This is a genomic window from Micromonospora sp. WMMC273, assembly GCF_027460285.1.
GTDB classification, from domain to species: domain Bacteria; phylum Actinomycetota; class Actinomycetes; order Mycobacteriales; family Micromonosporaceae; genus Micromonospora; species Micromonospora aurantiaca.
In genome coordinates this window covers 4515179-4540072 of record NZ_JAPZBE010000001.1, presented here as the reverse complement: position 1 = coordinate 4540072, position 24894 = coordinate 4515179, and the positions used below count along the sequence as shown (strand labels likewise).

Sequence of the window (24894 nt, the reverse complement as noted above, 5' to 3'; positions counted from 1 at the left end):
CACGGCGCTCACCTTCACGGTGTGAAGACCACCCGGACGCAGCCGTCGGCCCGGTCCCGGAACAACGCGTACCCCTCGGCGCCGCGCTCCAGCGGCATCCGGTGCGTGGCCAGGTGCTCGGTGACCAGCTCGTCGCGGGCCATCCGTTCCAGCAGCGCCGGGATCGCGGCACCGCCCCGGCGCCGGGCGGCGCGGACGGTGAGCCCCTTGTCGGCGAACGCGCCGAGCGGGACCCGGTCCACGAAACCGGGCCGGGCGCCGAGCACCACCACCACGCCGCCCTTACGGCAGGCGTGCACCGCGTCGCGCAGCGCCGCCCCGCCGTCCGGCTCGGCCACCGGCCACCGGCCCGGCGCGGCCGGCACCCCGGAGGCGTCGACGCACACGTCCGGGCCCCGGCCGCCGCTGCGTTCGCGCAGCTCGGCGAGCACGTCCACGTACCTGTGGTTGAGCGCCTCCACGCCGTCGTGCCCGGTGACCATCCGCAGCCGGTCGTCCCGGTCGTCGACCACCACCACCCGGTCCGCGCCCCGGGCCACCGCCGCGTCGGCGGTGAGCTGACCGACCGCGCCCGCACCCCACACCGCCACCACGTCGCCGGGGGCGACCTCGCCCAGCTCGGCGCCGTACCAGCCGGCCGGCGCGGCGTCGGCGGCGAACACCGCCCGCTCGTCGCTCACCGACTCCGGCACGGCGAACGCGCCCACATCGGCGTACGGCACCCGCACGTACTCGGCGTGACCACCGGGGAAGCCGCCCAGCCGGGCCGGGCGGCCGTAACCCCCGGCGGGCGGCTGCCCCCACTCCGGCTCGGCCGCCACGCCGCTCGTACCGTTGTCGCAGCACGCCGGCAGCCCCTGCCGGCAGAACCAGCACGCACCGCAGGCGACCGCCGCGCCCACCACCACCCGGTCGGCGACCCGGTGCCGGCGTACCTCCGGCCCGACCTCGACCACGTCGCCGAGGAACTCGCGTCCGAGCACCTCTCCGGCGGACGCCTCGGGCACCTGCCCATCGAGAAGCGGCAGGTCCGCGCCGCACGTCGTGCTGCGCCGGACCCGGACGATCATGTCCTGGGCGTTGCGCAGCTCCGGATCCGGGACGCGGCGCACCTCCACCAGGCCGGTACCGGCCCAGCACAGCGCCCTCACGTCGCGCTCCCCGGCCGGTCCAGCGGCGAACGGTCCGCCCGCAGCACCTCGCCGGTCTCCAGCAGTTGCTTGGTCTGCCGCAGCACGTGGCGCAGGAACCGGCCCGGGTCGTCGCCGACCAGGTGGGCGGCGAACCCCGGGAGCGTGCACTCCCCGCCCAGCGGGCGGACCGCCAGCTCCGTACCGCGCCCGCCGGGAGCCGGACGGGCCCACAGCTCGACCGCGCCTTCGAGGCGGCGCAGCGGCTCGGGCCACCGCCCGGCCGGGAGCACCTGCTCGGGCGCCCCGGCGATCGTCACCACCTGCCACCGGCCCGGCCGTGGATCGGCGCCGGACCGCCGTACCCGGCGGCGGGCCAGCACCCGCGCGCCCGCCGGAGCCAGCACCCGTGCCCCCGCCAGCGCCAGCGCGCCCGCCGCGAGCCGTCTGCTCCGCGCCACCTGACCTCCCGCCGTCCCGAGGGCGCCGACACCCGGCCGCCGCTCCGCGTGCCTACAGGGTGCGCGGCGCCCGGGTGAGCGGGGTTCGCCCGGAAGGGGTGAACCGGCGCGGTGCGGGTAACCGCTGCCCGCACCGACGGGGGGAGGGACGCATGCCGGAGGAGGCAGACCAGGTCGTCACCGCACCGAGCGGCACAAGCGACATCACCGGTACGCCCGATCTGCTCACCACCGGCCTCGATTCGCCCGATGTCGCCGGTGGTGCGCTGCCGGGTGGCCCGCCGCTGCTGGCGTCCCGGTTGACGCCGCCCGTGCCGCCGGAGCCGGTCCTGCTGCGTCCGCGGCTGCTCGACCGGCTGGAACAGGGCGCGTCCGGCCCGGTGACGCTCGTCTGCGCGCCGGCCGGCTGGGGCAAGACGACGCTGCTGTCGACGTGGGCGCAGGGGGAGCGGGCCGGGCCGGCCCCGGCCTGGGTGACGGTGGCCGAGGGGGAGACCACCCGGCGGCTCTGGGGCTACCTCGCGGCGGCCCTGCGCACCGCCGCCGCCGACGACCCGGACGACGGGCCGCCGCCGGTGCCGGACGGGCCGCCCCGGCCCGAGCAGCTCGAAACGCTCGCCGCCGCGCTCGCCGCCCGGGAGCGGCCCGTGCTGCTGGTCCTGGACGACCTGCACCGGGTCACCGACCCGGCCGCCCTGACCGGGCTGGAGTTCCTGCTCCGGCACTCCGACGGCCGGTTGCGGCTGGTGGCCGGCGGGCGTGGCGAACCACCGCTGGCGCTGCACCGCTGGCGGCTGGCCGGTGAGCTGACCGTGATCGGCGCCGACGACCTGGCGTTCACCGCCGACGAGGTGGCCGACCTGCTCGTCGCGCACGGCGTGGCCGTACCCGCCCCGGCCGTGGCCCGCCTGGCCGAGCGCACCACCGGCTGGCCGGCCGGGCTGCGCTTCGCCGCGCTCGCGCTCGGCGACGCCGCCGACCCGGCCCGCGCGGTGGAACGGTTCGCCGGTGACCAGCCGGACGTCGCCGCGTACCTGCGGGACGAGGTGCTGGCCCCGCTGGAACCGGCGACCCGCGACGTCCTGCGCCGGGTGGCGGTGGCCGTCGCGGTCCACGCCGACCTGGCCGCCGCGCTGACCGGGCGGCCCGACGCCGGGCACCTGCTCGCCGAGGCGGCCCGGGAGGGCGGTTTCCTGCACCGGGACGGCGGCAGCCCGCAGTGGTACCGGCCGCACCCGCTGCTGGCCGACGTGTTGCGCGACGAGCTGGACCGGCTGCCCGCCGACGAGGTGCGGGAGCTGCACCGGCGCGCCGCCGGGTGGTACGGCACCCATGACCGTCCGGCCGAGGCACTGCGGCACGCGCTTCTCGCCGGTGCGTGGGCCGACGCCACCGACCTGCTCGTCACCCGCTGGCCCGAGCTGGCACCGGACGAACCGGCCGCCGTACCCGCCCCACCCGAGCCGCCCGCCGAGGCGATCCGCCGGGATCCGGAGCTGGCGCTGGCCGCCGCCGCCGAGCGGGCGTACGCCGGGGATCGGGCCGCCGCCGACGTGCAGCTGCGGCGTGCGCTGGCCGCCGCCGCCGACCTGCCCGCGCCGCGCCGCGACCGGTTCGGCCGGCTGGCCGCCGCCGTGGAGCTGAGCCTCGCCCGGCTCGGCGGCGACCACGAGGAGGTACGCCGGGCCGCCGACCGCCTGCTCGCCACTGCGTCCGGCCCGCCCGCCGACGCGGGAGCCGATCCGCGCGCCGGGGCGGCCGAGCGGGACGACGTGCGCGCGGTGGCCGGTGCCGCGCACGGGCTGGCCGCGCTGGCCGAGGGGGAGCTGTCCACCGCCCGGGACCGGTTCGCCACGGCGCGGGAGGCGGCGCGGCGGGCCGGGCGGCCGCGTACCGAACTGCTCTGCGTCAGCCGCTCGGCGCTGCTGGAGGCGGCCCGGGGCGCGCTGCGGGCCGCCGAGGAACTGGCCCGGGAGGCGCTGGCGATGCCGCCGTGTCAGGGCTGGTCGTCCCGGTCCGACTGCGGTTACGCGTACCTGGCGCTGGCGATCGTGGACTGGCAGCGGGACCGGCCGGCGGAGGCCACGGCCCACCTGGCGCTCGCCGGGCCGGCCGGCGCGGAGCCGGGCGGCGCGGCGCTCACCGCGCTGTGCCGGGCCGGGCTGCTCGCCGACGGCGGGGATCCGGGCGGCGCGCTGCGCACGCTCGCCGAGGCGCGGACCGCCGCGCCCGGCCCGCAGCTGGGCGCGTGGCTCGCCGCCGACGAGGCACAGGTACGCGCCGTCGTCGGTGACGTCGACGGCGCCCGGTCGCTGCTCGACGCGGCGGGCGACGGGCCGGCGCCGGCGCTGGCGGACGCCCGGCTGCGGTTGCGCGCCGGTGACGCCCGTGCGGCCGAGCGGGCCCTGCCCGACTGGACCGGGCCCGGCGCGGCGGACTGGCCGCTGCCGGTGCGGCTGGGCGCCGGGTTGCTCGACGCGGCGCTCGCCGACGCCTCCGGTGACTCCCGGCGCGCCGGGCGGCTGCTGGAGGAGGTGCTGGCGCTCGCCGAGCCGGACGGCTTCCGGCGCGTCTTCACCCGCGCCGACCCGGGGGTACGGGATCTGCTCGCCGCGCGCCTGGATTCCGGCACCGCGTACTGGGCCACGGTGAGCGAGCTGGTGCGCGGCGTGGACGCGCAACCGGTGGCCGCGACCGCCGACGGTCCGGCCCGGACGCTCGACGAGCCGCTCACCGAGCGGGAGCTGACCATCCTGCGCTATCTCCAGAGCATCCTGTCCAACGTGGAGATCGCCGCCGAGCTGTCCCTGTCGGTGAACACGGTGAAGACGCACGTGCGCAACATCTACCGCAAGCTCGACGCGACCCGCCGGCGTGACGCCGTCCGGCGGGCGCGCGAGCTGCGGCTGATCTGACCGTCAGCCGTCGTCGGTGGCGGCGTCCACCACCGCCAGCAGTTCGGCCAGGTCGTAGCCGCCGTCGTGCCGGACGTCGTTGACGAACAACGTCGGCGTGCCGTTGACGCCGCTGCGGATGCCGCCGACGAAGTCCTGCCGGACCCGGTCGGCGTACTCCTGCCGGCCGACCTCCGCGGCGATCTCCTCCGGCGACAGGCCGATCTGCTCGACGCCCAGCGACAGGTGCACCGGGTCGAGCTGGTCCTGGTGCTGGTAGAGCCAGTCGTACATGTCCCAGAACCGGCCCCGGGCGGCGGCGGCCTCGGCGGTCTCCGCGGCGCTCTCCGCGTACGGGTGGACGTTGGTGATCGGGAAGTGCCGGTACGCCAGCCGGACCGTGTCGGCCCGCTGGCGCAGCACCTCGGCCAGGTTCGGGTACGCGGCGCCGCAGAACCGGCACTGGAAGTCGCCGTACTCGACGATGGTGACCGGCGCGTCCACCGGCCCGCGGACATGGTCGCGGTCGGTCACCGGGATCCGCAGCCGCGCGGTGGTGACCTGAAGTGGCGTGGTCATCGGGCACTCACCCGCCGATCCGCGTCCAGCCGTGCCAGCGCGTCGAGGATGCCGTCCACACCCGGGTTGACCTCGGGCGGGGACAGGTGGCTCCAGGCCACCCGGCCGTCCGGGCCGATCACCACGAGCGCCCGGTCCGACTGCCCGTGCGGCGCGTACGCGCCGTACCGGCGTGACACCTCACCCTTGGGCTCGAAGTCGGCGAGCAGCGGGAACCGGATGCCCCGGCTCTCGGCGAACGCCCGGTGCGAGTCGACGCTGTCCACCGAGATGCCCAGCAGCACCGCGTCGTACCGCTCCAGCTCGGGCAGGGCGGCCTGGTACAGGGTCATCTGCTCGCCGCACACAGGTGACCAGTCCGCGGGGTAGAACGCCAGCACCACGGGACGGCCCCGGAACTGCCCGGGGCCCACCTCGCGTCCGTCCGGCGCCGCCGGCAGCGTGAACCCTGGCGCGTCCGTGCCCGGTGTGATCAGCCCGTTCGGATCACTCATGCCGCCCACGATGCCCGCGGCCCGGGTGAGGCGGGCTCACCCGGGCGGGGTGGTTCCCGTCAGCGCACGGCGAGGTGGTTGCGCACCTCCCGGATGCCTGGTGCGTTCCACACCACCCGCTCGATCTCCTCGCGTTCGCCGGGCGAGTGGACCCGCCCGTCCAGCAGCACCGTGTCGCCGTGCACCCGCACGTCGACCTCCTCGGCCTCGGTGGCGCGGTTGCGGGCCAGCGCGTCCACGATCCGCTCGGCCAGGTCACCGCCGTCGGCGCGCACCGCGGGGCGTACCGCGATGCCGTTGCTCACCCCGCACACGCCGGTGAGCCGGGCGACCGAGCGTTCGGCGGCCCGCCGCTGGTACTCCCACTCGACCTCGCCGTGCAGCGTGACCCAGCCGTCGGCCACCGTCACCTGCAACGCCTCGATCGGCACGAACGCGTCCCACTCCAGCGCCCGTACGGCCGCGACGGCGATCTCCGGGTCCTCCCGCCCGGCCGCGGTGTCGATCCGGACGGCGAGGTCGTTGGCGACCGCGCGGACCCGGGCGACCCGGTGCGCGGCCCGCTCGGCGGCCCACTTCTTGGCGTAGCTGTCGACCCGGCCGGTGAGCGTCACCACGCCCTCGGTGACGGTCACCCCGATCTCGTCCGCGCCGACCCGCGGTTCCCAGGTCAGCTCGTCGAGCACGGCGGACTGGATGTCCCGGTCGGTACGGGTGATCGTGTCGGTGGTCATCCGGCTCTCCCTCCCGTCGATCGCGGCACGGGCACGTGGTCCCGCACCCGCTATCCTGCGCGCGTCCCGGGTGAGCGGCCCTCGCCCGGTCCGGGTGAGGCAGCACGACGGCCGCCCCGGAACCTCCCGGGGCGGCCGTCGTCGAGTCGTACGGGCGGGTCAGCCGTCCAGGCCGGCGGGCGAGTTCGGCCGGTCCACGTCCACGAACTCGATCTCCTCGGCGGCGCGGTCCCGGCTGCCGGCAGCGCGCGCCGCGGTGCCGGCGGCCCAGCCGATCGCCGCGCCGGTGAGCGCCGCCGCGATCAGCAGCGTCCAGGGCAGGGCGGGCCGGCGGCCGGCGAGCGCGTCGAACGCGAGGGACGCTCGGCGGCGTGCCTCGTCGGCGGCGGAACCGACCAGGTCGGTGGCGTCGTCGGCCAGGCCGGAGGAGCTGCGGCGGGCGGTCCGGGTGGCGTCGCGCACGCTGTCACCGGCGGAACCGACGGCGGAGAGCAGGTTCTGCCACGCCTGGTCGGCGACCCGCTCGGCCTTGCCCCGGCGGTCCAGCAGGTTGGATCCGAACATCGTTCTACCTCCTCGGGTGCCGAAGGCCGGCGGCCACTTCGGACTCCGGTGTCCATCCGGCGGGTTCACTGTCTCGGGCAGTGCCCCACCGGCGCACGCGGCAAACCCACGGGGTGGTGCCGGGCCGTGAGCAGCGAACGGGACGAACCACCCGAACGCGCCGGGACCGGTGCCGACGGGACGTGCGTGCGCCAGCTACCCTGGTCGGCGGATCGGCGGGCCCGCCCGGTCGCACGGTTGGCCGCGGCCCGCCGTACAGGGGAAACTGGAACCCGGAGGTCCGGATTGGGTACGCCCAGGTGTGCCCAGTTCGCGAATTGCTCATCCCGGGGGGTGGCGACCGGGCCGTTGGAGGAATACTCTCGGTCGCGGCCCGCGTACTGATGAGGCGCCCGTCATGGGCGAGTGGAGGTGCTCGCGTGAGCCTGTCGATCGTGAAGTCGGTGCGGCCGGGTGGTGTCGTCCAGATCGCGCCCCGTGGGGAGATCGACGTCGACACCGCGTACGAGGTGCGGGAAGCGATCGCCGAGGTGCTCGCGAAGGGCCGTCCCGCGCGGATCGAGCTGAACATGCGGCTCGTCACGTTCATCGACTCGGTCGGTATCAGCGCCATGGTCGCGGGTTTCCAGACCTGCGAGGTCAGCGGCGTCAAGCTCGTGGTCACCGAGCCGAGCCGGTTCGTGCACCGGCAGCTCTGGGTGACCGGCCTGCTCGGCCTGTTCGGCGCGCCCGAGCCGTGGTTCGCCGACGACACCCCCGAGGTGCTGCCCGGCGCCTGAGCGCCGTTCACACCCCCTGCGGCCAGGGGACCTTCTACCCGTTGCCAGTCCGGCGTCGGTACGGGACGATCGTCGCGACGCACGACGGCGAGGGGGCCCGCTTGCAGAGCAGCGACAGCTTCAGCTACACCGTGCAGGCCCGGTGCACCCGGGCCGAAGCGGTGGCCCTGCTGGGTGACCTGAGTCGCCAGGGTGAGCTGCATCCGCTGATCGTCCGGGTCCGGAAGCTGCCGGCCCGGCCGGGCGCGCTGGCCAGCTATGCGATCACCGACCGGCTGCAACTCGGCCCGCTGCACTTCCCGGTCACGTACCAGGCGGACGTGCTCGTCGCGGGCGAGGACGAGGTCGTCACCGTGGCGCGGCAGCAACCCGCGACGACCGTCCGCAACCACACCCGCCTGCGCGACGAGCCGGACGGCACGGTACGCATCGACGTGGAGATCACGCTCACCGCGCCGGCGCCGCTGTTCGGGTACGCGTTCCGCCAGGCCCGGGCGGCTCACCTTGGCCTGGCGGCTCGCCTCGGCGCGACCCTGGAGGGCCGGCCGGTCTGATCCGGCCGACCCTGCAGGGGCGTGCTCAGTACACCGACAGGTGCACGTGGTTGGTGTGGTCGCTGGACGGGTCGCCGTTGCCGCCGCTGTACGACTTCCACCCGCTGCTGGGCAGCCAGATCTGCTTGAACCAGATCACGTAGAGCACGGCGAGCGGGTCGGCGTTGCGCACGAAGTACGCGGCCAGGTTGTTGCCGTACGTCCGGTCACCGCCGGTGGCCACGCCGCCGAAGCCGCTCTTCTGCGCGGCGAAGTCGCAGGCCCGCCCCTTCGGATGCTCACCCGAGCCGCTCGGCCGGTGGCACGAGACGTACCTGGTGAAGCCGGCCGCCTTCGCCTGTTGCAGCGCGTGCAGCGTGCGCGGCGTGATGCAGCCGTTCGCCGGCGTCGGGTCGTTGACGCTGCACGACTCCGACGGCCAGGAGCCGTCCGAGTTGCGCGGCGCCGGCTTCGCGTTCTTGCTGGAGGTGCCCTGGACGCTGCCGCCGCCGCCGCTGCTGCTGCGCGACGCGCGGTCGTTCGCCACCTCCAGGGCGCGCTCGGCCTGTTCCTTGCGCTTGGCCATCACCGTCACCTGCTTGCGCTGCTCGAGGATCTCCCCGTCGAGCTGGGCGCGGGTGCGGGTGGCCTCGTCGCGGGTGGCGATCAGGTCGCGCAGCGTGCGGTCCTCGTGCGCGGCGACCTGTTCCAGGGCGGCGGCCCGGTCCATGAAGCCCTCCGGGCTGCTGCTGCCGAGCAGCGCCCCGGCGGTGCCCAGGCGGCCGTTGCGGTACGCCACGACGGCGATCTCGCCGACCTTGGCGTCGCGGACGGCAAGCTCGGCGCCGACCGTCTTGAGCTGGTCGTTGAGCTGTTTCTGGCGGGTCACCGACCGGTTCAGCGCGGCCTTCGCCTCCAGCCAGCCCTTGCTGGCCGCGTCGAGCTGGGCGCGCAGTTCCGGCGTGCCGCCCTCGTCGTTGCCGCCGGGCGCGGCAGCGAGCAGGCCGGTCGCCGGCGCCGCGGAGGCGGGGGAGACCGGAACGGTCGCGACGCCGAGGGTCAGCGTCGCGACGAGCAGGGCCGCCAACCGGGCGGCCGTCCGTCGTACAGGTGCCACTGGGGGCATTCACACGTCCTTCCGTCAACGCCGACCGGGTTAGCTGACGGGTTCGGGACGGAAGATCCCTACCGCTGACGCGGATGCACCCCACGTACGTGGTTCCCCGGCTCGTCCCTGCGGACGATTAGGCGACGGCCGCCCCACCGGGGCCGGGTGGCGTCCGCGGGTGCGGCCGCGACCGAGACTACCGGCGCTGCCCGGGCGCGGCTCCGTCGAGCAACGCCACTAGGCGGGGCAAAACCGGCATAAGACTACATTAGTCCCAGTGATTTAAGTGTGTCCTAATCACCACTCGGTCTTGCCGCACACTCCGGCCGACGCTCCGGGTTCGACCTGCAACGTGGCGTGATCGATGGAGAAGTCCTCGTGCAGGGCGGCCCGCGCGGCGGCCAGCACCCCGGCCGGGTCCGCGCCCGGGTCGGTGGTCAGGTGCGCCGAGGCCACCTCCATGCCCGAGGTGAGGGTCCAGACGTGCAGGTCGTGCACCTCGGCCACGCCCGGTACGGCGGCCAGCCGGTCGTGCACGGCGGTGACCTGGAGGTGCTCCGGCGCGGCCTGCACCAGGATGCGCAGCGCGGCCCGGCCGAGCCGCCAGGTGCGCGGCAGGATGAACACGCCGATGCCGACGGCGACGAGTGGGTCGGCCCACCACCAGTCGGTGACCGCGATGACCAGCGCGGCGGCGATCACGCCGAGCGAGCCGAGCAGGTCGCCGAGCACCTCCAGGTACGCCCCGCGCAGGTTGATGCTCTCCTTCGACCCGGCGCGCAGCAGCGCGAACGCGACGATGTTGGCGAGCAGGCCGAGTACCGCCACCACGAGCATCGGTCCGGCCAGCACCTCCGGCGGCTCGCCGAACCGGCGTACCGCCTCGACCAGGACGTAGATGGCGACGGCACCGAGCAGGACGGCGTTGGCGAGGGCGGCGAGCACCTCCAGCCGGTAGAGCCCGAACGTGCGCTGCGGGTCGGTGCCGGCCCGGCGGGTGGCGGTGATCGCCGCGAGGGCCATGCCGATGCCGAGGACGTCGGTGAACATGTGCCCGGCGTCGGAGAGCAGCGCCAGCGAGCCGGTGGTGAAGGCGGCCACCGCCTCGACCACCATCAGGGCGGCGAGCAGCGCGAACGCGGCCCAGAGGCGGCCTGCGTGGCGGTGTGCCGCATTGGCCACCGCGCCGCTGTGGTCATGACCTGCGCCCACGCCAACACCCTCCCTGCCGCGTACCGGCCCGGCCCAATGTATGTTCACATCGCTATGTATGCAAGTGAACTGTGGGTGGCGGCGGGGCCGGTCACCCCACCGGGTCGAGCGTGGTGAGGCGCTGCGTCGCCCGGGACAGCGCCACGTAGAGCGTGCGGACGCCCGAGCCGGGGTCGGCCCGGATCTCGCCCGGCGCCACCAGCACCACGCCGTCGTACTCCATGCCCTTGGCCTGGAGGCTGGTGACGACCTGGAGCCGGCCCGCGCCGAGCGCGCCCAGCCAGCCGGCCACCTCGTCCCGGCGCGGCACCGGCGTGATCACGCCGACGGTGCCCTCCACCTGCGCGAGCAGCGCCTCGGCCGCCTCGACGGTGGCCGCCGGCAGGTCGGCGGCGGGCACTGTGCGCTCGACCGGCGGCACGCCCGTGGACCGCACCGCGTCGGGCAGCGGCAGGTCCGGGTAGAGGCGGCGGATCTCCGCCGCCGCCACCGCGAAGATCTCCGCCGAGTTGCGGTAGTTGGTGGTCAGCTCGTAGCGGTGCCGCTTACGCCGGCCCAGCGCCTGGTCACGGGCCCGGTCCAGCTCCTGCGGGTCGCCGGTCCAGGCGGTCTGCGCCGGGTCACCGACCACCGTCCAGGACGCCAGCCGGCCGCGCCGGCCGATCATCCGCCACTGCATCGGCGAGACGTCCTGCGACTCGTCCACCACCACGTGCGCGTAGTCGCGGTAGTCGGCCGGACGCTCCCGCGCCGCCGCGCGGGCGGCGCGCTGCCGGTCGGCGTACGTGCTCAGCTCGCGCACGCCACCGGCGAGCTGGTACGGGTCGCGCTTGGGCCGGGCCCGCTGCACCGGCTTGCCGAGCAACGCGTCCAGCTCGTCCAGCAGCGCGATGTCGGCCACCGTCAGCCCCTCGGTCGCAAGCGTCCGGTACGCGTCGCCGAGCAGCCGGATCTCCGCCGAGGAGAGGATCCCCCCGGCGTAGCGGCGCAGCCGGTCCGGGCGGGCCAGCCAGTCCAGCACGTGCCGCGGGTGCAGCCGGGGCCACCACGCCTTGAGGAACTCGCGGAACTCGGGCCGCCCGATGATCTCGTCCTCGAATGCGGGCTGCTCCGGCAGGCGTCCCACCCGCAGCGTGCGGGCCTGCGCGTAGAGCGCGGCGAGCACCGCGTCGAACGCCGCCCGGCGTACCTCGTTGCGGCGCGCCCCACGGCCCAGCGTCCGCTCCCGGATCGCGTCCAGCGCGGGACGTTCCAGGCGCAGCAACTCGCCCCGGTACAGCAGGCGCAGCTCGGCCGGGGAGTCCGGCACCGCGTCGCGGACCGCGCGTTCCAGCACCCGGCGCATCCGCAGCGATCCCTTCACCGCCGCCACGTCCGGCGGGTCGGTGCGGGACGCGGACAGGCCGGGGAACAGCGAGCCGAGCGAGTGCAGCGTGGCGGTCTCCTCGCCGAGCGAGGGCAGCACCGAGGCGATGTACTCGACGAACACACCGGACGGGCCGACCACCAGGATGCCGCCGCCGGCGTACCGGGCCCGGTCGGAGTAGAGCAGGTATGCCGCCCGGTGCAGCGCCACCGCCGTCTTGCCGGTGCCCGGGCCGCCGGAGACGATCGTGACGCCGTTGCCGGGGGAGCGGATCGCCTCGTCCTGCTCGCGCTGGATGGTGGCGACGATGTCCCGCATGCCCCGGCCGGTGGCCCGGGACAGCGTGGCCAGCAGCGCCCCGTCGCCGACCACCGCCATGTCCGGCGGCGCGGCCTCCGGGTCCAGCAGGTCGTCCTCGATCCGGGTGACCTTCTCGGAGGCGGACTGGATCGTGCGCCGGCGCACCACGCCGCGCGGCTCGGCCGGTGTCGCCTGGTAGAACGCGGCGGCAGCGGGCGCCCGCCAGTCCACCACCAGCGTCTCCGCGTCCACGCCCCGCACCCCGAGGCGGCCGACGTGCAGCACCTGCCCGGTACGCAGGTCCAGCCGCCCGAACACGAGCCCCTCGTGCTCGGCGTCCAGCACGTGTCGGCGCTGGGCGGCGTGGAAGACCATCGCGTCCCGCTCGACAAGCGCGCCGAAGTTCCCGACCCGGGCCAGCCGGTAGCCCTCCCGCTCGGCGTCGGCCGCCGACCGGCGCAGTTCGGCCAGCCGGGCGTACACCCGGTCGAGGTGGCGCTGCTCGGCGGCGATCTCCCGGTCCAGCGTGGTCTGGTCGGTCAACGCGGATGCTCCTGTGTTCGGAGGGCACGACGGGCTGAATGAGGGTACGGGCCGCCGGCAACCGGCACGCCGGGGCATGCCGCGCACGTGGCGTACGTCGGTGCCGCCCGGAGGTGGGGAACGCTCAGAGGCGGGTCGCGGGACGGGCGGCCAGCACCCGGTCCAGCACGCCGGTGAGGGCCGCGTTCACCTCGTCGGGGCGCTCCATCATCAGCATGTGCCCGGCACCCGGGCAGACGGTCAGCTCCGTGCTGGGCAGCGCCGACGCGATCGACTCGGCGCAGGGCGGGGGCGTGAGCCGGTCCCGGTCGCCGACCAGCGCGGCGGCCGGCAGCCCGCCGAGCGCGGCGAGCGTATCCAGCCGGTGCTGGGCGCCGATCGAGGCGCGGAAACCGCCGATCGAGCGCAGCGTGGCCCGGGCCACCGCGGAGGTGACCAACCGGATGTCCGCCGGGTCGCAGCGGTCGCCGAACAGCATCCAGCGAATGCTCGGGCGCAGCGCGCGCAGCAGCGCGTGCGGGGGCCGCCAGCCGCCGCAGCGGGCCAGCACCCCGGCGCCTGTCGTCTCGGCCAGGCGGATCAGCCGGGTGATCCGGGGGGACAGACCGTACGCGGTGTGCGTGTGCCCCTCGGCGGTGGTGGAGACGAACACCAGACCGGCGGTACGCGCGGCGAACCGGTCGGGGTGGCGGTGGGCGTACTCCATCACCGTCATCCCGCCCATCGAGTGCCCGACCAGGACGACCGGACCGGACGGGACGATCTCGTCGACCACCGCCGCCAGGTCGTCACCGAGCTGGGCGAGGGTGGCGTCGCGCAGCGCCAGGCAGCTCGACCGGCCGTGGCCGCGCGCGTCGTAGGTGACCAGGCGGACCCGGCCGCCGAAGCGTTCCCGCAGCTCGGCGACCTGACGGTGCCAGCTGCGCCCGTCGAGCGTCCAGCCGTGCAGCAGGACGGCGGTGACCTCGGCGTCGACCGGCCCGGTGACGCTGACGTGCAGGCGTACGTCGTCGGGGAGCCGCAGTTCCAGGTCCGGCATCGTCCACCTCCCGGCCCGCCGATGTGTGTCCACCGGATGACCCGGCGGTGACACCGGCGTTACCCGCCATGAGACCACGGCAACCGGCCCGGAGAGAAGATTCCGGTCCGGCCCCACGGCGTCGGATCGGTGACCAGGCTGGGAGGCATGCCGTACACCAGTCCGCGCGCCGCGCTGGCCGAGCTGCTCGCCGGCAACCGCCGCTTCGTCAGCGGCCGGCCGGTGCACGGGCACGACGTCACCGCCGCCGCCGCGGTGGCCTCCGGCGACCAGCAGCCGTACGCGGTGGTGCTGGGCTGTATCGACTCGCGGGTGCCGTTGGAGGCGATCTTCGACCAGACGTTCGGTTCGATCTGCGTGATCCGTACCGGCGGGCACGTGCTGGACCGGGCCGTCCGGGGCTCGATCGAGTACGTGGTGGAGCAGCTCGGCGTACGCCTGGTGATGGTGCTGGGCCACGAGCGCTGCGGCGCGGTCGGCTCGACCGTCGAGGCGCTGCGCACCGGGCGGCGGCCCGGCGGCGACCTGGCGTACGTGGTGGACCGGATCGCCCCGGCGGTGACCGACGTCGGGTTGGACGACCCGGACGCGCATCCGCTGGCGATCCGCCGCCACGTCCGGCGCACGGTGGCCGCGTTGCGCGCCGACGACCGGCTGGCCGGGCCGGTGGAGGCCGGCGAGTTGGCGGTGGAGGGCGCGCTCTACGACCTGGCCACCGGCGAGGTCACGCTGTTGCCGCAGGAGGAGACGCGAAACCGCCCGCCGGGATGATCCCGGCGGGCGGTCGCGGTGGTGCGGGTGAGGGCGCTCAGCCCTCGAAGACGCCGGCCTCGACCAGGCGCTTCTCGGTGGCGTCCCAGCCGTGGTCCGGGTAGGACGCGGCCAGGCCGTTGATCTCGGCGCGGATCTTGGCGGCGTGGCCGGCGGCGGCCAGCACCCGGATCTCCTCGACGAAGGCGTCGGAGTCGGTGCGCAGGTGCGCGGTCTTGCCGTTGGTCAGGTTGCGCACGTAGGCGTGCTTGCCGCCGTTGAGCGGGATCAGGTACTTGAACTCGCCCAGCACGCTGAGGGCGCCACCCTGGCCAGCCTGGCCGGCCCGGACGGACGCGCGCGCGGTCTTAGAGGTGTTGCTCGCCACGGAGGTACTCCTTGCAGACGTACGGTGGGGACGGAAGGCCGTCCGGGGGCTGTGCGAGTGACGCCCGGGTGGGCGCCGGCCCGCGAAGATGTACGGCGGCACAGAGAACCGCCCAGAGAACTGTACACGACCACGACACCTGGCTGGTCGTCGCGGCGTCAGAGGGCATAACCGGGTCCGCCACCCGGGTATTTCCCGCTCCGGGGCCCGGCGAATTTTCCGATTCGCTGGCGCACCACCAGTCACACGGGTCATCATGTGTGCCAGGTACCACTCGGTAGGACGAGGTCGTAGGGGAAGACGCACCTCGGCTCACCGGGAGGTCACCGTGCCAACGCGTGGCGTCGTATACGTCCACTCGACCCCGCTCGCCGTGTGCTCGCACGTCGAGTGGGCGATCGCGCGCGTCCTCGCCGCGCCGGTCAACCTGCACTGGACGGCGCAGCCCGTCGATCCGGGCGCCCGCCGCGCCGAGTGCGGCTGGACCGGCAGCCCGGGGACCGGCGCGGAGCTGGCCGCTGCCCTCCGGCAGTGGCCCATGATCCGTTTCGAGGTCACCGAGGAACCCAGTCCCGGCGTCGACGGCGAGCGCTTCATGTACGTACCGGGCCGGGGCCTGTTCCGGGCCGCTGTCGGCGCGGCCGGCGACATCCAGCTCGGCGAGGACCGCCTCCGCAGCCTGATGACCGCCGCACGCGGCCCGGAGGCGCTGGCCCACGCCCTGGACAAGGCGCTCGGCACCGCCTGGGACGCCGAGCTGGAGCCCTACCGGTACGCCGGCGACGGCGCGCCGGTGACGCTGCTCACCCGGGTCGGGTGACGGCGGCCGAGTTGCCCCGATACGGTGGGCCGCGTGTCGATTTCCCCGCGGCGCTCCGCCGTCGCGCTCGCCGCACTGACCGCGCTGCTCGTCTCCGGGTGCTCGGACGGGCCGGACCGTCCCCGGCCCGCCCCGACGAGCCCGGCGCCGTCGTCGGCAGCGCCCGCGCCGAGTGACTCGCCGGCCGCCGATCCGGCCGCCCGGGCGGCCGCGCTCGTCGGCACGCTGAGCGACGAAGACCTGGTCGGGCAGGTGCTGATGCCGTACGCGTACGGCAGCTCGGCCACCGAGGTCTCGGCCGGCTCGGCGGCCGGGAACCGGGCGCTCGCCGGGGTCGACACCCCCGCCGAGATGGTGGCGAAGTACCGGCTCGGCGGCGTGATCCTGGTCGGCTTCAGCGCCGACGACCCCACCTCGGGCAACCAGGCCACCACGAACGTGGACAACCCGAAGCAGGTCCGTGCGCTCACCGACGGGCTGCGCGCCGCCGCCGGCAAGCTGCCCGCCGGCGGCGCGCCGTTCCTGATCGGCACCGACCAGGAGTACGGCGTGGTCACCCGGATCACCGACGGGGTGACCCTGCTGCCCAGCCCGCTCGCCGCCGGCGCCGCCGGGAACCCGGCACTCACCGAGGCCGCCTGGCGGGCCGCCGGGGCCGAGCTGGCCGCGATGGGCATCAACCTCGACTTCGCCCCGGTCGCCGACGTGCTCGCCACCCGCAGCACGGTGATCGGCTCCCGGTCCTTCGGCGCCGACCCGGCGAGCGCGTCCCCGCAGGTGGCCGGCGCGGTACGCGGCCTGCAGGCCGAGGGCGTCGGCGCCGCGGTCAAGCACTTCCCCGGGCACGGCCTCAGCGCCGAGGACTCGCACACCGAACTGCCGGTGATCAAGCAGTCCCGCGCCGAGCTGGACCGTCTCGCGTTCCCGCCGTTCCGGTCCGGCATCGGCGCCGGAGCGATGGCGGTGATGTCGGCCCACCTGGACGTCAAGGCCGTCGACCCGGGCACCCCCGCCACGTTCTCCCGCAAGCTGCTCACCGACGTGCTGCGCGGCCAGCTCGGCTTCCAGGGCGTGGTGATCACCGACGGGATGAACATGGCCCCGGCGAAGAAGTGGTCGCCGGGCGAGGCCGCCGTGCGCGCGCTCAACGCCGGCAACGACCTCATCCTGATGACCCCGAACGTCACCCAGGCGTACGACGGGCTGCGCGCCGCACTCAAGGACGGCTCACTGCCCCGCGCCCGCCTGGTCGAGGCGGTCACCCGCGTGCTGACCATGAAGTTCCGGCTGGCCGGACGGGACACCCCCGCGCTGTCCACGCTCGACGGCGCTGCGCACCGCAAGGCCGCCGACGACCTGGCGACCGCCGCCGTGACGGTGCTGCGCGGCAAGTGCGGCGGCGCGGTGACCGGCCCGGTGAGCGTGACCTCCTCCGGCGGCCGGGAGCGCACCCGCAAGCTGCTGACCGAGGCGCTCACCGCGGCCGGGGTCAAGGTCGTGCCCTCCGGCGGCACAGTGGTGCACCTGGTCGGGTACGGCGACGGGGCGAAGGACCTGAGCGCCGGCGCCGCCGTGACGGTGGCGATGGACACGCCGTACGTCCTGTCCGGTGCGAAGTCCCCGACGCTGATGGCGACCTACTCGTCCACCCGCGCCTCGATGACCGGGCTGGCCGCGGTGCTCGCCGGCAAGGCCCGCCCGGCCGGCCGCTCCCCGGTGCCGGTCTCCGGCCTGCCCGCCACCACCTGCCGGACCTGACCGCCGTCGTAACTCGGGTGCGGCCCGGGGTGGCCGGCTGGCAGGGTGGCGCACATGGGACAGGCGGCACAGGGCTTCCGGTACGTCGAGCGCGGCGACGGCACGGTGGTGATCACGCATCACGGCCGGGTCGCCGGCACGTTGCGCGGCGGCCGGGCCGCGCAGTTCCTGGCCGAGGTGGACGACGATCCGCAGTTGACCATGGCCCGGTGGACCGGCAACTACCGGCACGGCAACGAGCGGACCGCCCGGCAGCACCCCCGCAACCGCGGCTGAGACGTGCGGAAGGGCCCCTCCTCGAACGGAGAAGGGGCCCTTCGCGTCCGCTCAGGGGCGGGTGAAGACCAGCGCCACGTTGTGCCCGCCGAAGCCGAACGCGTTGTTCAGCGCCGCCGGGATCTCCATGTGACGCGCCTTGTGCGCGGCGACGTCCAGCGTCAGGCCCTCGTCCGGGTCGTCCAGGTTGATCGTCGGCGGGATCACGCCGTCCCGGATGGCCAGGATGGTGGCGATCGACTCCAGCGCGCCGGCCGCGCCGAGCAGGTGCCCGGTCATCGACTTCGTGGCGGTGAGCACCGGGTGGTCGCCGACCGCCTGACGCAGCGCGCCGATCTCCAGCATGTCCCCGACCGGGGTGGAGGTGGCGTGCGCGTTGACGTGCACGATGTCGGTACGGGCCACGTCCGCGTCGGCGACCGCCCGGGCGATGGCGCGGATGGCGCCCTCACCCTCGGCGTGCGGCTGCACGATGTCGTACGCGTCCGAGGTGATCCCCGCGCCCGCCAGGCGCGCGTACAGCCGGGCGCCCCGGGCGGCGGCGTGGTCGGCGCGCTCCAGGATCACCACGCCCGCGCCCTCGCCGAGGACGAAGCCGTCGCGACCGGAGTCCCACGGCCGGGAGGCCCGTTCCGGCTCGTCGTTGCGGGTCGACATGGCCCGCATCGAGCTGAAGCCGGCGATCGGCAGCGGGTGGATGACCGCCTCGGTGCCGCCGGCCACCACCACGTCGGCCCGGCCGGCGCGGATGATGTCAAGGCCCAGCGCGATCGCCTCCGCGCCGGTCGCGCAGGCGCTGGCCACGGTGTGGACGCCGGCCTTGGCGCCCAGCTCCAGACCGACCCAGGCGGCCGGGCCGTTCGGCATCAGCATCGGGATGGTGTGCGGGGAGACCCGCCGCGGTCCGGACGCCTCCAGGATGTCGTCCTGGGCGAGCAGGGTGGTGGCGCCGCCGATGCCCGAGCCCACGCTGACCGCCAGGCGCTCCGGGTCCGGCGCGGCCTCGTCCAGACCGGCGTCGGCCCACGCCTGCTTGGCGGCGATGATGGCGATCGCCTCCGAGCGGTCCAGCCGGCGCAGCTTCACCCGGTCCAGCACCTCGGACGGGTCGACCGCCAGTTCGGCGGCGATCCGGACGGGCAGTTGCGCGGCCCACTCCTGGGTGAGCGCACTCACCCCGGAGCGGCCGGCGAGCATGGCGTCCCAGGTCGACGCGACGTCCCCGCCGAGCGGGGTCGTCGCGCCGAGCCCGGTGACGACGACGTCGGGACGACTCATGATCAGGACTGCGCCTCGATGTAGCTGACCGCGTCCCCGACGGTCTTGAGGTTCTGCACCTCGTTGTCCGGGATCTTGACGCCGAACTTCTCCTCGGCCGCCACCACGACCTCGACCATGGAGAGCGAGTCGACGTCGAGGTCGTCGGTGAAGGACTTCCCCTCGGCCACGTCGTCCGGGTTCACCCCGGCAACCTCTTCGAGGATCTCGGCGAGGCCGGCGGTGATCTCGTCACGGGTCATTGCGGTTGGTTCCTCTCATCGGGGGTTCCGGTGACCGGCGTCGCCGGTCACGCACCTCGGCGCGTTCGCGCCCGAGGGGGTCTCAGGGGCAGCGCACGACCTGACCGGCGTAGGTCAGGCCGCCGCCGAAGCCGAACAGCAGCACCGGGGCGCCCGAGGGCACCTCGCGCCGCTCGACAAGCTTCGACAGCGCCAGCGGGATGCTCGCCGCCGACGTGTTGCCGGACTCGACGATGTCCTTGGCGATGATCGCGTCCGGGATGTTCAGCCGCTTGGCGATGCCGTCGATGATCCGGGCGTTGGCCTGGTGCGGCACGAACGCGGCCAGCTCCGACGGGTCCACCCCGGCGCGTTCGCACGCCTGCAGCGCGAGCGGGGCGATCGCGGTGGTGGCCCAGCGGAACACCGACTGGCCCTCCTGGGTGATGTACGGCTGCCAGCCCTCGATCCGGACCGCGTCGCTCTTCTCCGGCGCGGAACCCCAGACCACCGGCCCGATCCCGGCCAGCTCGTCGTCGGCGGTCGCGCTGACCACGGCCGCCCCGGCGCCGTCGGCGAAGATGATGCAGGTCGAGCGGTCGGTCCAGTCGGTGAAGTCGGAGAGCTTCTCCGCGCCGATGACGATCGCGTTGCGCGCCGCGCCGGCCCGGATCGCGTGGTCGACAGTGCCCAGCGCGTACGCGAAACCGGAGCAGGCGGTGTTGAGGTCGAACGCCCCGGGCGCATTGATGCCCAGCTTGGCCGCGACCCGGCAGGCCACGTTGGGGCTGCGGTCCACCGACGAGCAGGTGGCCACTACGACCAGATCGATGTCGGCGGCGGTGAGGCCGGAGTTGGCGAGCGCCTTGCCGGCGGCGGCGGCGGCCATGTCGGCCACCGTCTCGTCGCCGGCGATCCGCCGGGTGACGATGCCGACCCGGTCCCGGATCCACTCGTCGTTGGTGTCGACCATCTGGGCGATCTCGTCGTTCGTGACGACGCGGGAGGGCTGGTAGTGCCCCATCGCGACGATCCGGCTGCCGGCCATTTAGTGCGTTCCTCCGATACGGACGAGGGGCTGGCCCGGTGCGACCGGGTCGTCGTGGTGTGCGAGCCACTCGACGAGCGGCCCGTTGTCGTGTGCGGTCACCTCGACCGGGCCCCGGCCGGTGGTGACGTGGCCGAGGACCGCACCGGCGCGTACCTCGGCGCCCTCGGCCGGTCCGGCCGACCGGTCGAGGCGTCCGGCGGCGGGGGAGACGACCACCCGGAACGACGGCGCGGTCGGGCGGGCGGCGGGGCCGGCGTGCCGGGCGATCAGGCGGCGCGCGGCGGGCAGGTCGGCCGGGGTGTTCAGGGCGACGATCTCGGGTGCGCCCTCGCCCTTGAGTTCCCGCTTGACCAGCCCGGCGAGCGTGCCGGCGGGCGGCAATTCGATCACGCCGGTGACGCCGAGGTCGGCCAGCGTACGCATGCACAGATCCCAGCGGACCGGGGCGGTCACCTGCCGGACCAGCCGGCGTACCGTCTCGGGGCCGTGCCCGACCGGTGCGCCGTCGAGGTTGGACAGCAGGATCCGGGCCGGGGCGGAGGCCGGGACACCGGCGGCGATCGCGGCGAGCGCGGTCTCGGCCGGCGCCATGTACGGCGTGTGGAACGCGCCCGCCACCTGGAGCCGGATGACCCGGGTGCGGGCCGGCGGCTCGGCGGCCAGCTTGTCCAGCGCGTCGACCGCGCCGGCGGCGACGATCTGACCGGCGCCGTTGCGGTTGGCCGGGTGCAGCCCGTGCGACTGGAGCGCGGCGAGCACCTCGTCCGGGTCGCCGCCGAGCACGGCGGCCATCCCGGTCGGCTCCAGCGCGCAGGCGGCGGCCATCTCCCGCCCGCGTACGCCGGCGAGCGTCACGGCGGCCTCGGCCGGGAGCACTCCGGCCAGCGCGGCGGCGCCCAGCTCACCGACGCTGTGCCCGGCGACCAGGCCGACGTCGTGCATCGGCAGGTGCTCGGCGGCGAGCAGCGCGGCGGCGACCAGCAGCGGCTGGGTGCGGGCGGTGTCCTTGATCTCGTCCGCGTCCGCCCGGGTGCCCAGGTGGATCAGATCCACCCCGGCGAGCGCCGACCACCAGCGCAGACGTGCCTCGGTGCCGGGGAGGTCGAGCCACGGCGTGAGGAAGCCGGGCTTCTGCGAACCCTGTCCGGGAGAGAGTACGGCGAGCACGTGTACGACTCTGACGGATCCGGGCGTGCCGCGCTGTAACGTACGGCACCAAACCGCACTAGAACCTTTAGAGGAAACCTACAAAGATCGCTGGCGATCATCGCCTGTCGGAGACCGACGGCACCACCGGGTCGAGCCGTCCCACTGTGAGCGCGACCTGCAACGCGAACGCGTCGCGCGGGGCCAGTGGGGAGAAACCGGTCACCTCGGCGATCCGCTTCAGCCGGTAGCGCACGGTGTTCGGGTGCACGAACAGCGCCCGGGCCGCGCTCTCCAGCGTGCCGCCGGCGGCGAAGAACGCGTCGAGCGTCTCCAGCAGCTCACCGCCGGAGCGGGCCAGCGCCGCGTACACGTCGTGGCGCAGCCGGCGGCGGGCCTCGGTGTCCCCGGCCAGTGCGCGTTCCGGCAGCAACTCGTCGGCGGCGACCGGGCACGGCGCGGTCGGCCAGGCCGGCGCGGCCCGGAACCCGGCCAGCGCGGCCCGCGCCGACTCGGTGGCCTCGTCCAGGCTGGGCACCGCCGGGCCGACCACCACCGGCCCCTCACCGAAGGCGGTACGCAGCTTCTCCGTGGCCGCCACCGGATCGGCCGCCCCGCCCAGCACGATGACCAGGCGGTCGCCGTGCACGCCGCCGATCACCTCGACGCCGATCCGGCGGGCCTGCCGGTAGACGGTGTGCAGCACGGCCGCGACCTCGCCGCCGGGGGAGCGGCCCACCGCCACCGCCACCGGCGGCGCGTCGGTCCAGCCCAGCGCGGCGGCGCGGCTGGCCAGCACGTCCGGGGAATCGCCCCGCAGCAGCGCGTCGACAAGCAGCGCCTGCAACCGGGCGTCCCAGGAGCCGCGGCTCTCGGCGGCCCGGGCGTACACCCGTGCGGCGGCGAACGCGATCTCCCGGGAGAAGCGCAGTACCGCCTCCCGCAGCGACTGCTCCTCGCCCGGCACGGCCAGGTCCGACACCTGTTCCTCGACCACGTCGATGGTCACCTTGATCAGCGCCACGGTCTGCTGGAGGCTGATCGAGCGGGCCAGTGCCTGCGGCGCGGCGGCGAAGACCTCGTCCGACACCTCCTGGGTGCGGTCGGTCGCGCCGCCGCCCTGACGCAGCCACTGCACCAGGGAGCGCACGCCGGCCTGGGCGACGAGCATGACCCAGGAGCGCTGGTCGGCGGGCAGCTCACGGAACCACGGCAGCGTCTCGTCCATCCGGGCCACGCTTGCGGTCGCCAGGCCGCCCGCCGCCCGTTCGATGCGGCGCAGCGTCGCCGACGTCTCCGTTCCGCCCGGTTCGCTCACCGCACCAGCCTGACACGGCGTGACCAGCGGATCCACTTCGAGCCGGCGGGCCCGCGGTGGCGTGACGATCTCCACCGGTACGCGCTGACGATCTCGTCCGGCCGGGCCAGTACGGTGTCAGGGCACGCCGGGCCAGACTCCGGCCGGGCGGGCGAGGGCGACGCGTGAGGGGGGCCGGGGATGGCGCAGGGGGAGGCCGAGCACGGTTGCGCCCAGGGTGAGGCCTGCCGGCGGGGCCACGACCAGCCGGCGACTGCCACGCACCCGCGCCGGCCGTGCCTGAACCATCAGGGCGAGCAGCCTGCGGGCCGGGTGCCGGAGCGCGCCGAGGACGAGCCGGGCGTGCCCCGGCAGCGGGCGGCGGAGCCGGCGCACCCGGCCGACGACGAGCCGTTCGACCGGAACTGCCGCAGCGATCTCGCGGGCTGGGCGGGCGCCCATCGGCACGGCGCGGTACGCCCGCGCAACCGCACCACCCGCCGGGAGCGCCCGCCGCGCCGCTGGTGCTGACGCTCCGCCGGGTGCGGGTCAGCGCGTGCGCCGCCGGACCAGCAGCGCGATGCCGGCCAGCCCGGCGGTGATGACGACCACGATGCCCACGTTGAGCAGCAGCAGCCGCTGGAGTTCACCGAGCGCGGTGTCGATGTTCTGCACCGGGTCGAGCGCCTCCTCCGGAAGCACCCGCTCGCCGCCGCCGATGCCGCCGGCGAGCGTGTCGAACTGCGCCGGCATCGGCACGCCCACCGAGCGCAGCGTCTCGGGCATGTTGAGCCGGCCGAAGAACCAGCCGGCGCGGGTGCTGCTCAGGTCCGGCTGCTTGCCCGGCCGGTAGATCCGGGGACCGCCCTTGGCCAGCGGGAACAGGTCGTAGGTGCGCTGCGGGCCGGCGGCGGCGAGCACCACCACCGTGTACTTCGGACCGAGGTCCTTGGCGGCCGGGCCGCGCAGCTGACCGGTCGTGCCGAGCCACTTGACCTGGTCGACCACCAGGTTGACCTCGTTCGGGCTGACGTCGGCGCGCAGCTGCAACGGCGCGTCGAGCCGCTCGCCGGTGATGTCGACGCCGGTCGGGGCCGGCTTGGGCTTCGGCGCGGCCTGAACCGCTGCCGTGCCGGCCAGGGCCAGCGTGCACGCCAGGGCCGCTACGCTCCCGGTCACGGCGACAAGCAGCCGTCTCACCCTTCGGACCATCGCCGCCTCCTCGCCCCGTTCGATGGCTGGCTTCCGCTGCAGGTCACACTGGACCGGTGTCCACCACAAAGACTCCGCAGAACGGCGCTCGGTTGCAGCTGGTGGAAGAGTATTTGGAACTATCTGCGAGCTGAGACCGACCAACGAGCGGTCGATGATCATCGGCCGGATCCTACCCGGACGGAGGGAATCATGGGGGGCAGGGTCGCCCGTATGACACGTACCTGGGTGGTGGTGCTCGGGGTGGTGGCGGCGTTCGCACTGCTGCCGGCCGCGCCGGCCGCCGCGCACAACTCGCTGACCGGCAGCGATCCGCGCGACGGGGCCCGGCTGGCCGCTGCGCCGGAGCGGATCGAGCTGCGGTTCCTCGCCACGCCGAAGGAGGCGACCACCGAGGTCACCGTCACCGGCCCGGACAACGTGGCCGCTACCGGCGGCGCGCCGACGTTCTCCGGCAAGCGCGTGATCGTGCCGTTCCGGCCGGGCGCGGCCGGCCTCTACATCGTGACCTACCGGCTGGCCTCCGACGACGGACACCCGATCAAGGGGGAGGTCCGGTTCACCCTGACCACCGGCACCCCGGCCGAGTCGCCGTCGGCGACGGTGCCGCCCACCAGCGCCGCGCCGACCGCCGCGCCCACCAGCGCCGCGCCGTCCCCGGCGAGCCCGACCCCGGCCGCCGCCGGGGCGGACGACGACTGGGGTACGGGCTGGCTGTGGGCGGCCGGCGCGGTGGTGGTGCTCGCGGCGCTGGGTGGCGGGCTGCTGTGGCGGCGCCGGGCCACCCGCCGGTGATTGTGGCCAGCGCGCTTCACTCTGCGTGACACTGCTGGCGCAATGTTCGCCGAAAACGCATATGCCTCTGAGTCATAACTATGACTCAGAGGCATATCGCGCAATAGAGGTACCGCTCTCCGGCCACGACACGCCCGAGCGTCGGAACGGGCGCCGGGCCCGCGGC

Annotated in this window: 26 protein-coding genes and 1 riboswitch; of the genes, 9 read left to right on the top strand and 17 right to left on the bottom strand. The window is 75.0% G+C overall.

What is annotated here, in order from left to right:
* Positions 1-14: 14 nt before the first annotated feature.
* Positions 15-1151 (bottom strand): alcohol dehydrogenase catalytic domain-containing protein, encoded by a 1137-nt coding sequence (locus O7611_RS20880; RefSeq protein ID WP_194802247.1) that lies wholly within the window; start codon positions 1149-1151, stop codon positions 15-17.
* Positions 1148-1591 (bottom strand): hypothetical protein, encoded by a 444-nt coding sequence (locus tag O7611_RS20875; RefSeq protein ID WP_269697431.1) that lies wholly within the window; start codon positions 1589-1591, stop codon positions 1148-1150. Before O7611_RS20875 ends, O7611_RS20880 begins: the two co-directional genes overlap by 4 nt.
* A gap of 152 nt (positions 1592-1743) precedes the next feature.
* Between O7611_RS20875 and O7611_RS20870 the strand changes: the two genes are divergently transcribed.
* Entirely contained in the window at positions 1744-4506 is a 2763-nt protein-coding gene (locus O7611_RS20870; RefSeq protein ID WP_194802245.1) for a LuxR C-terminal-related transcriptional regulator, read from the top strand.
* A gap of 3 nt (positions 4507-4509) precedes the next feature.
* On the opposite strand, the gene O7611_RS20865 is transcribed toward O7611_RS20870, so the two are convergent.
* From O7611_RS20865 to O7611_RS20850, 4 genes are all read right to left on the bottom strand, one after another.
* Positions 4510-5064, bottom strand: coding sequence for a DsbA family protein (locus tag O7611_RS20865; RefSeq protein WP_269697430.1), 555 nt, complete (start codon positions 5062-5064; stop codon positions 4510-4512).
* Entirely contained in the window at positions 5061-5558 is a 498-nt protein-coding gene (locus O7611_RS20860) for a redoxin domain-containing protein (protein WP_269697429.1), read from the bottom strand. Before O7611_RS20860 ends, O7611_RS20865 begins: the two co-directional genes overlap by 4 nt.
* Before the next feature lie 59 nt (positions 5559-5617).
* A complete protein-coding gene (locus tag O7611_RS20855; protein WP_135241477.1) occupies positions 5618-6292 on the bottom strand; it encodes a BON domain-containing protein in 675 nt (224 codons plus the stop codon).
* 159 nt (positions 6293-6451) lie between these two features.
* Positions 6452-6856, bottom strand: coding sequence for a hypothetical protein (locus tag O7611_RS20850; protein ID WP_194802242.1), 405 nt, complete (start codon positions 6854-6856; stop codon positions 6452-6454).
* A gap of 419 nt (positions 6857-7275) precedes the next feature.
* On the opposite strand from O7611_RS20850, the gene O7611_RS20845 reads away from it, so the two are divergent.
* Both O7611_RS20845 and O7611_RS20840 read left to right on the top strand, forming a co-directional pair.
* Entirely contained in the window at positions 7276-7635 is a 360-nt protein-coding gene (locus tag O7611_RS20845; protein WP_013475611.1) for an STAS domain-containing protein, read from the top strand.
* A gap of 101 nt (positions 7636-7736) precedes the next feature.
* Entirely contained in the window at positions 7737-8189 is a 453-nt protein-coding gene (locus O7611_RS20840) for an SRPBCC family protein (protein WP_194802241.1), read from the top strand.
* A 25-nt stretch (positions 8190-8214) separates the two neighbouring features.
* Here O7611_RS20840 and O7611_RS20835 read toward each other — a convergent pair whose 3' ends face one another.
* The 4 genes from O7611_RS20835 to O7611_RS20820 all read right to left on the bottom strand — a co-directional run bounded on the left by O7611_RS20835 (position 8215) and on the right by O7611_RS20820 (position 13736).
* Positions 8215-9294: a coiled-coil domain-containing protein gene (locus O7611_RS20835; protein WP_269697428.1), complete on the bottom strand. Its 1080-nt coding sequence runs from the start codon at positions 9292-9294 to the stop codon at positions 8215-8217.
* A 4-nt stretch (positions 9295-9298) separates the two neighbouring features.
* A riboswitch (cyclic di-AMP (ydaO/yuaA leader) is annotated at positions 9299-9429 on the bottom strand.
* Between the two features lie 144 nt (positions 9430-9573).
* Entirely contained in the window at positions 9574-10488 is a 915-nt protein-coding gene (locus O7611_RS20830) for a cation diffusion facilitator family transporter (protein WP_194802239.1), read from the bottom strand.
* 91 nt (positions 10489-10579) lie between these two features.
* Positions 10580-12697 (bottom strand): HelD family protein, encoded by a 2118-nt coding sequence (locus O7611_RS20825; protein ID WP_194802238.1) that lies wholly within the window; start codon positions 12695-12697, stop codon positions 10580-10582.
* Between the two features lie 124 nt (positions 12698-12821).
* On the bottom strand, positions 12822-13736 hold the full coding sequence (locus tag O7611_RS20820) for an alpha/beta fold hydrolase (RefSeq protein WP_194802237.1): 915 nt from the start codon (positions 13734-13736) through the stop codon (positions 12822-12824).
* A 147-nt stretch (positions 13737-13883) separates the two neighbouring features.
* On the opposite strand from O7611_RS20820, the gene O7611_RS20815 reads away from it, so the two are divergent.
* Entirely contained in the window at positions 13884-14507 is a 624-nt protein-coding gene (locus tag O7611_RS20815; RefSeq protein WP_194802236.1) for a carbonic anhydrase, read from the top strand.
* 37 nt (positions 14508-14544) lie between these two features.
* Here O7611_RS20815 and O7611_RS20810 read toward each other — a convergent pair whose 3' ends face one another.
* Positions 14545-14874, bottom strand: coding sequence for a hypothetical protein (locus tag O7611_RS20810; protein WP_013287842.1), 330 nt, complete (start codon positions 14872-14874; stop codon positions 14545-14547).
* Between the two features lie 328 nt (positions 14875-15202).
* Between O7611_RS20810 and O7611_RS20805 the strand changes: the two genes are divergently transcribed.
* Genes O7611_RS20805 through O7611_RS20795 form a run of 3 tightly spaced genes read left to right on the top strand, consistent with a single transcriptional unit; the run spans position 15203 to position 17728 of the window.
* Entirely contained in the window at positions 15203-15694 is a 492-nt protein-coding gene (locus O7611_RS20805; protein WP_194802235.1) for a DUF3145 domain-containing protein, read from the top strand.
* A 33-nt stretch (positions 15695-15727) separates the two neighbouring features.
* Positions 15728-17452 (top strand): glycoside hydrolase family 3 protein, encoded by a 1725-nt coding sequence (locus O7611_RS20800; RefSeq protein WP_269697427.1) that lies wholly within the window; start codon positions 15728-15730, stop codon positions 17450-17452.
* 54 nt (positions 17453-17506) lie between these two features.
* Entirely contained in the window at positions 17507-17728 is a 222-nt protein-coding gene (locus tag O7611_RS20795; protein WP_194802233.1) for a hypothetical protein, read from the top strand.
* A gap of 51 nt (positions 17729-17779) precedes the next feature.
* Here O7611_RS20795 and fabF read toward each other — a convergent pair whose 3' ends face one another.
* The 5 genes from fabF to O7611_RS20770 form a co-directional block, all read right to left on the bottom strand.
* On the bottom strand, positions 17780-19006 hold the full coding sequence (gene fabF / locus O7611_RS20790; RefSeq protein WP_269697426.1) for a beta-ketoacyl-ACP synthase II: 1227 nt from the start codon (positions 19004-19006) through the stop codon (positions 17780-17782).
* A 2-nt stretch (positions 19007-19008) separates the two neighbouring features.
* Positions 19009-19248 carry an acyl carrier protein gene (locus O7611_RS20785; RefSeq protein WP_007072348.1) on the bottom strand — a complete coding sequence of 80 codons (240 nt, stop codon included), beginning with the start codon at positions 19246-19248 and terminating at the stop codon, positions 19009-19011.
* A gap of 82 nt (positions 19249-19330) precedes the next feature.
* Entirely contained in the window at positions 19331-20275 is a 945-nt protein-coding gene (locus tag O7611_RS20780) for a beta-ketoacyl-ACP synthase III (protein WP_269697425.1), read from the bottom strand.
* The gene (locus tag O7611_RS20775; protein WP_194802231.1) at positions 20276-21445 is read right to left on the bottom strand and encodes an acyltransferase domain-containing protein; all 1170 of its coding nucleotides are present in this window, start codon (positions 21443-21445) and stop codon (positions 20276-20278) included.
* Between the two features lie 97 nt (positions 21446-21542).
* A complete protein-coding gene (locus O7611_RS20770) occupies positions 21543-22817 on the bottom strand; it encodes a PucR family transcriptional regulator (RefSeq protein WP_269697424.1) in 1275 nt (424 codons plus the stop codon).
* A 105-nt stretch (positions 22818-22922) separates the two neighbouring features.
* Here O7611_RS20770 and O7611_RS20765 point away from each other — a divergent pair, with 105 nt between their 5' ends.
* Entirely contained in the window at positions 22923-23252 is a 330-nt protein-coding gene (locus O7611_RS20765) for a hypothetical protein (protein WP_269697423.1), read from the top strand.
* Between the two features lie 18 nt (positions 23253-23270).
* On the opposite strand, the gene O7611_RS20760 is transcribed toward O7611_RS20765, so the two are convergent.
* Positions 23271-23933, bottom strand: a complete 663-nt coding sequence (locus tag O7611_RS20760; RefSeq protein WP_194802228.1) for a hypothetical protein — start codon at positions 23931-23933, stop codon at positions 23271-23273.
* 213 nt (positions 23934-24146) lie between these two features.
* Between O7611_RS20760 and O7611_RS20755 the strand changes: the two genes are divergently transcribed.
* Positions 24147-24728 carry a copper resistance CopC family protein gene (locus O7611_RS20755; protein WP_228532612.1) on the top strand — a complete coding sequence of 194 codons (582 nt, stop codon included), beginning with the start codon at positions 24147-24149 and terminating at the stop codon, positions 24726-24728.
* Positions 24729-24894 lie beyond the last annotated feature (166 nt).

Bases quoted from the DNA above. Each gene is read 5' to 3' on its own strand.
- O7611_RS20815 (WP_194802236.1), top strand. From the start codon at position 13,884: ATGCCGTACACCAGTCCGCGCGCCGCGCTGGCCGAGCTGCTCGCCGGC.
- O7611_RS20865 (WP_269697430.1), bottom strand. From the start codon at position 5,064: ATGACCACGCCACTTCAGGTCACCACCGCGCGGCTGCGGATCCCGGTG.
- fabF (WP_269697426.1), bottom strand. From the start codon at position 19,006: ATGAGTCGTCCCGACGTCGTCGTCACCGGGCTCGGCGCGACGACCCCG.
- O7611_RS20835 (WP_269697428.1), bottom strand. From the start codon at position 9,294: ATGCCCCCAGTGGCACCTGTACGACGGACGGCCGCCCGGTTGGCGGCC.
- O7611_RS20780 (WP_269697425.1), bottom strand. From the start codon at position 20,275: ATGGCCGGCAGCCGGATCGTCGCGATGGGGCACTACCAGCCCTCCCGC.
- O7611_RS20755 (WP_228532612.1), top strand. From the start codon at position 24,147: ATGACACGTACCTGGGTGGTGGTGCTCGGGGTGGTGGCGGCGTTCGCA.
- O7611_RS20860 (WP_269697429.1), bottom strand. From the start codon at position 5,558: ATGAGTGATCCGAACGGGCTGATCACACCGGGCACGGACGCGCCAGGG.
- O7611_RS20765 (WP_269697423.1), top strand. From the start codon at position 22,923: ATGGCGCAGGGGGAGGCCGAGCACGGTTGCGCCCAGGGTGAGGCCTGC.
- O7611_RS20850 (WP_194802242.1), bottom strand. From the start codon at position 6,856: ATGTTCGGATCCAACCTGCTGGACCGCCGGGGCAAGGCCGAGCGGGTC.
- O7611_RS20785 (WP_007072348.1), bottom strand. From the start codon at position 19,248: ATGACCCGTGACGAGATCACCGCCGGCCTCGCCGAGATCCTCGAAGAG.
- O7611_RS20855 (WP_135241477.1), bottom strand. From the start codon at position 6,292: ATGACCACCGACACGATCACCCGTACCGACCGGGACATCCAGTCCGCC.
- O7611_RS20760 (WP_194802228.1), bottom strand. From the start codon at position 23,933: ATGGTCCGAAGGGTGAGACGGCTGCTTGTCGCCGTGACCGGGAGCGTA.
- O7611_RS20795 (WP_194802233.1), top strand. From the start codon at position 17,507: ATGGGACAGGCGGCACAGGGCTTCCGGTACGTCGAGCGCGGCGACGGC.
- O7611_RS20870 (WP_194802245.1), top strand. From the start codon at position 1,744: ATGCCGGAGGAGGCAGACCAGGTCGTCACCGCACCGAGCGGCACAAGC.
- O7611_RS20820 (WP_194802237.1), bottom strand. From the start codon at position 13,736: ATGCCGGACCTGGAACTGCGGCTCCCCGACGACGTACGCCTGCACGTC.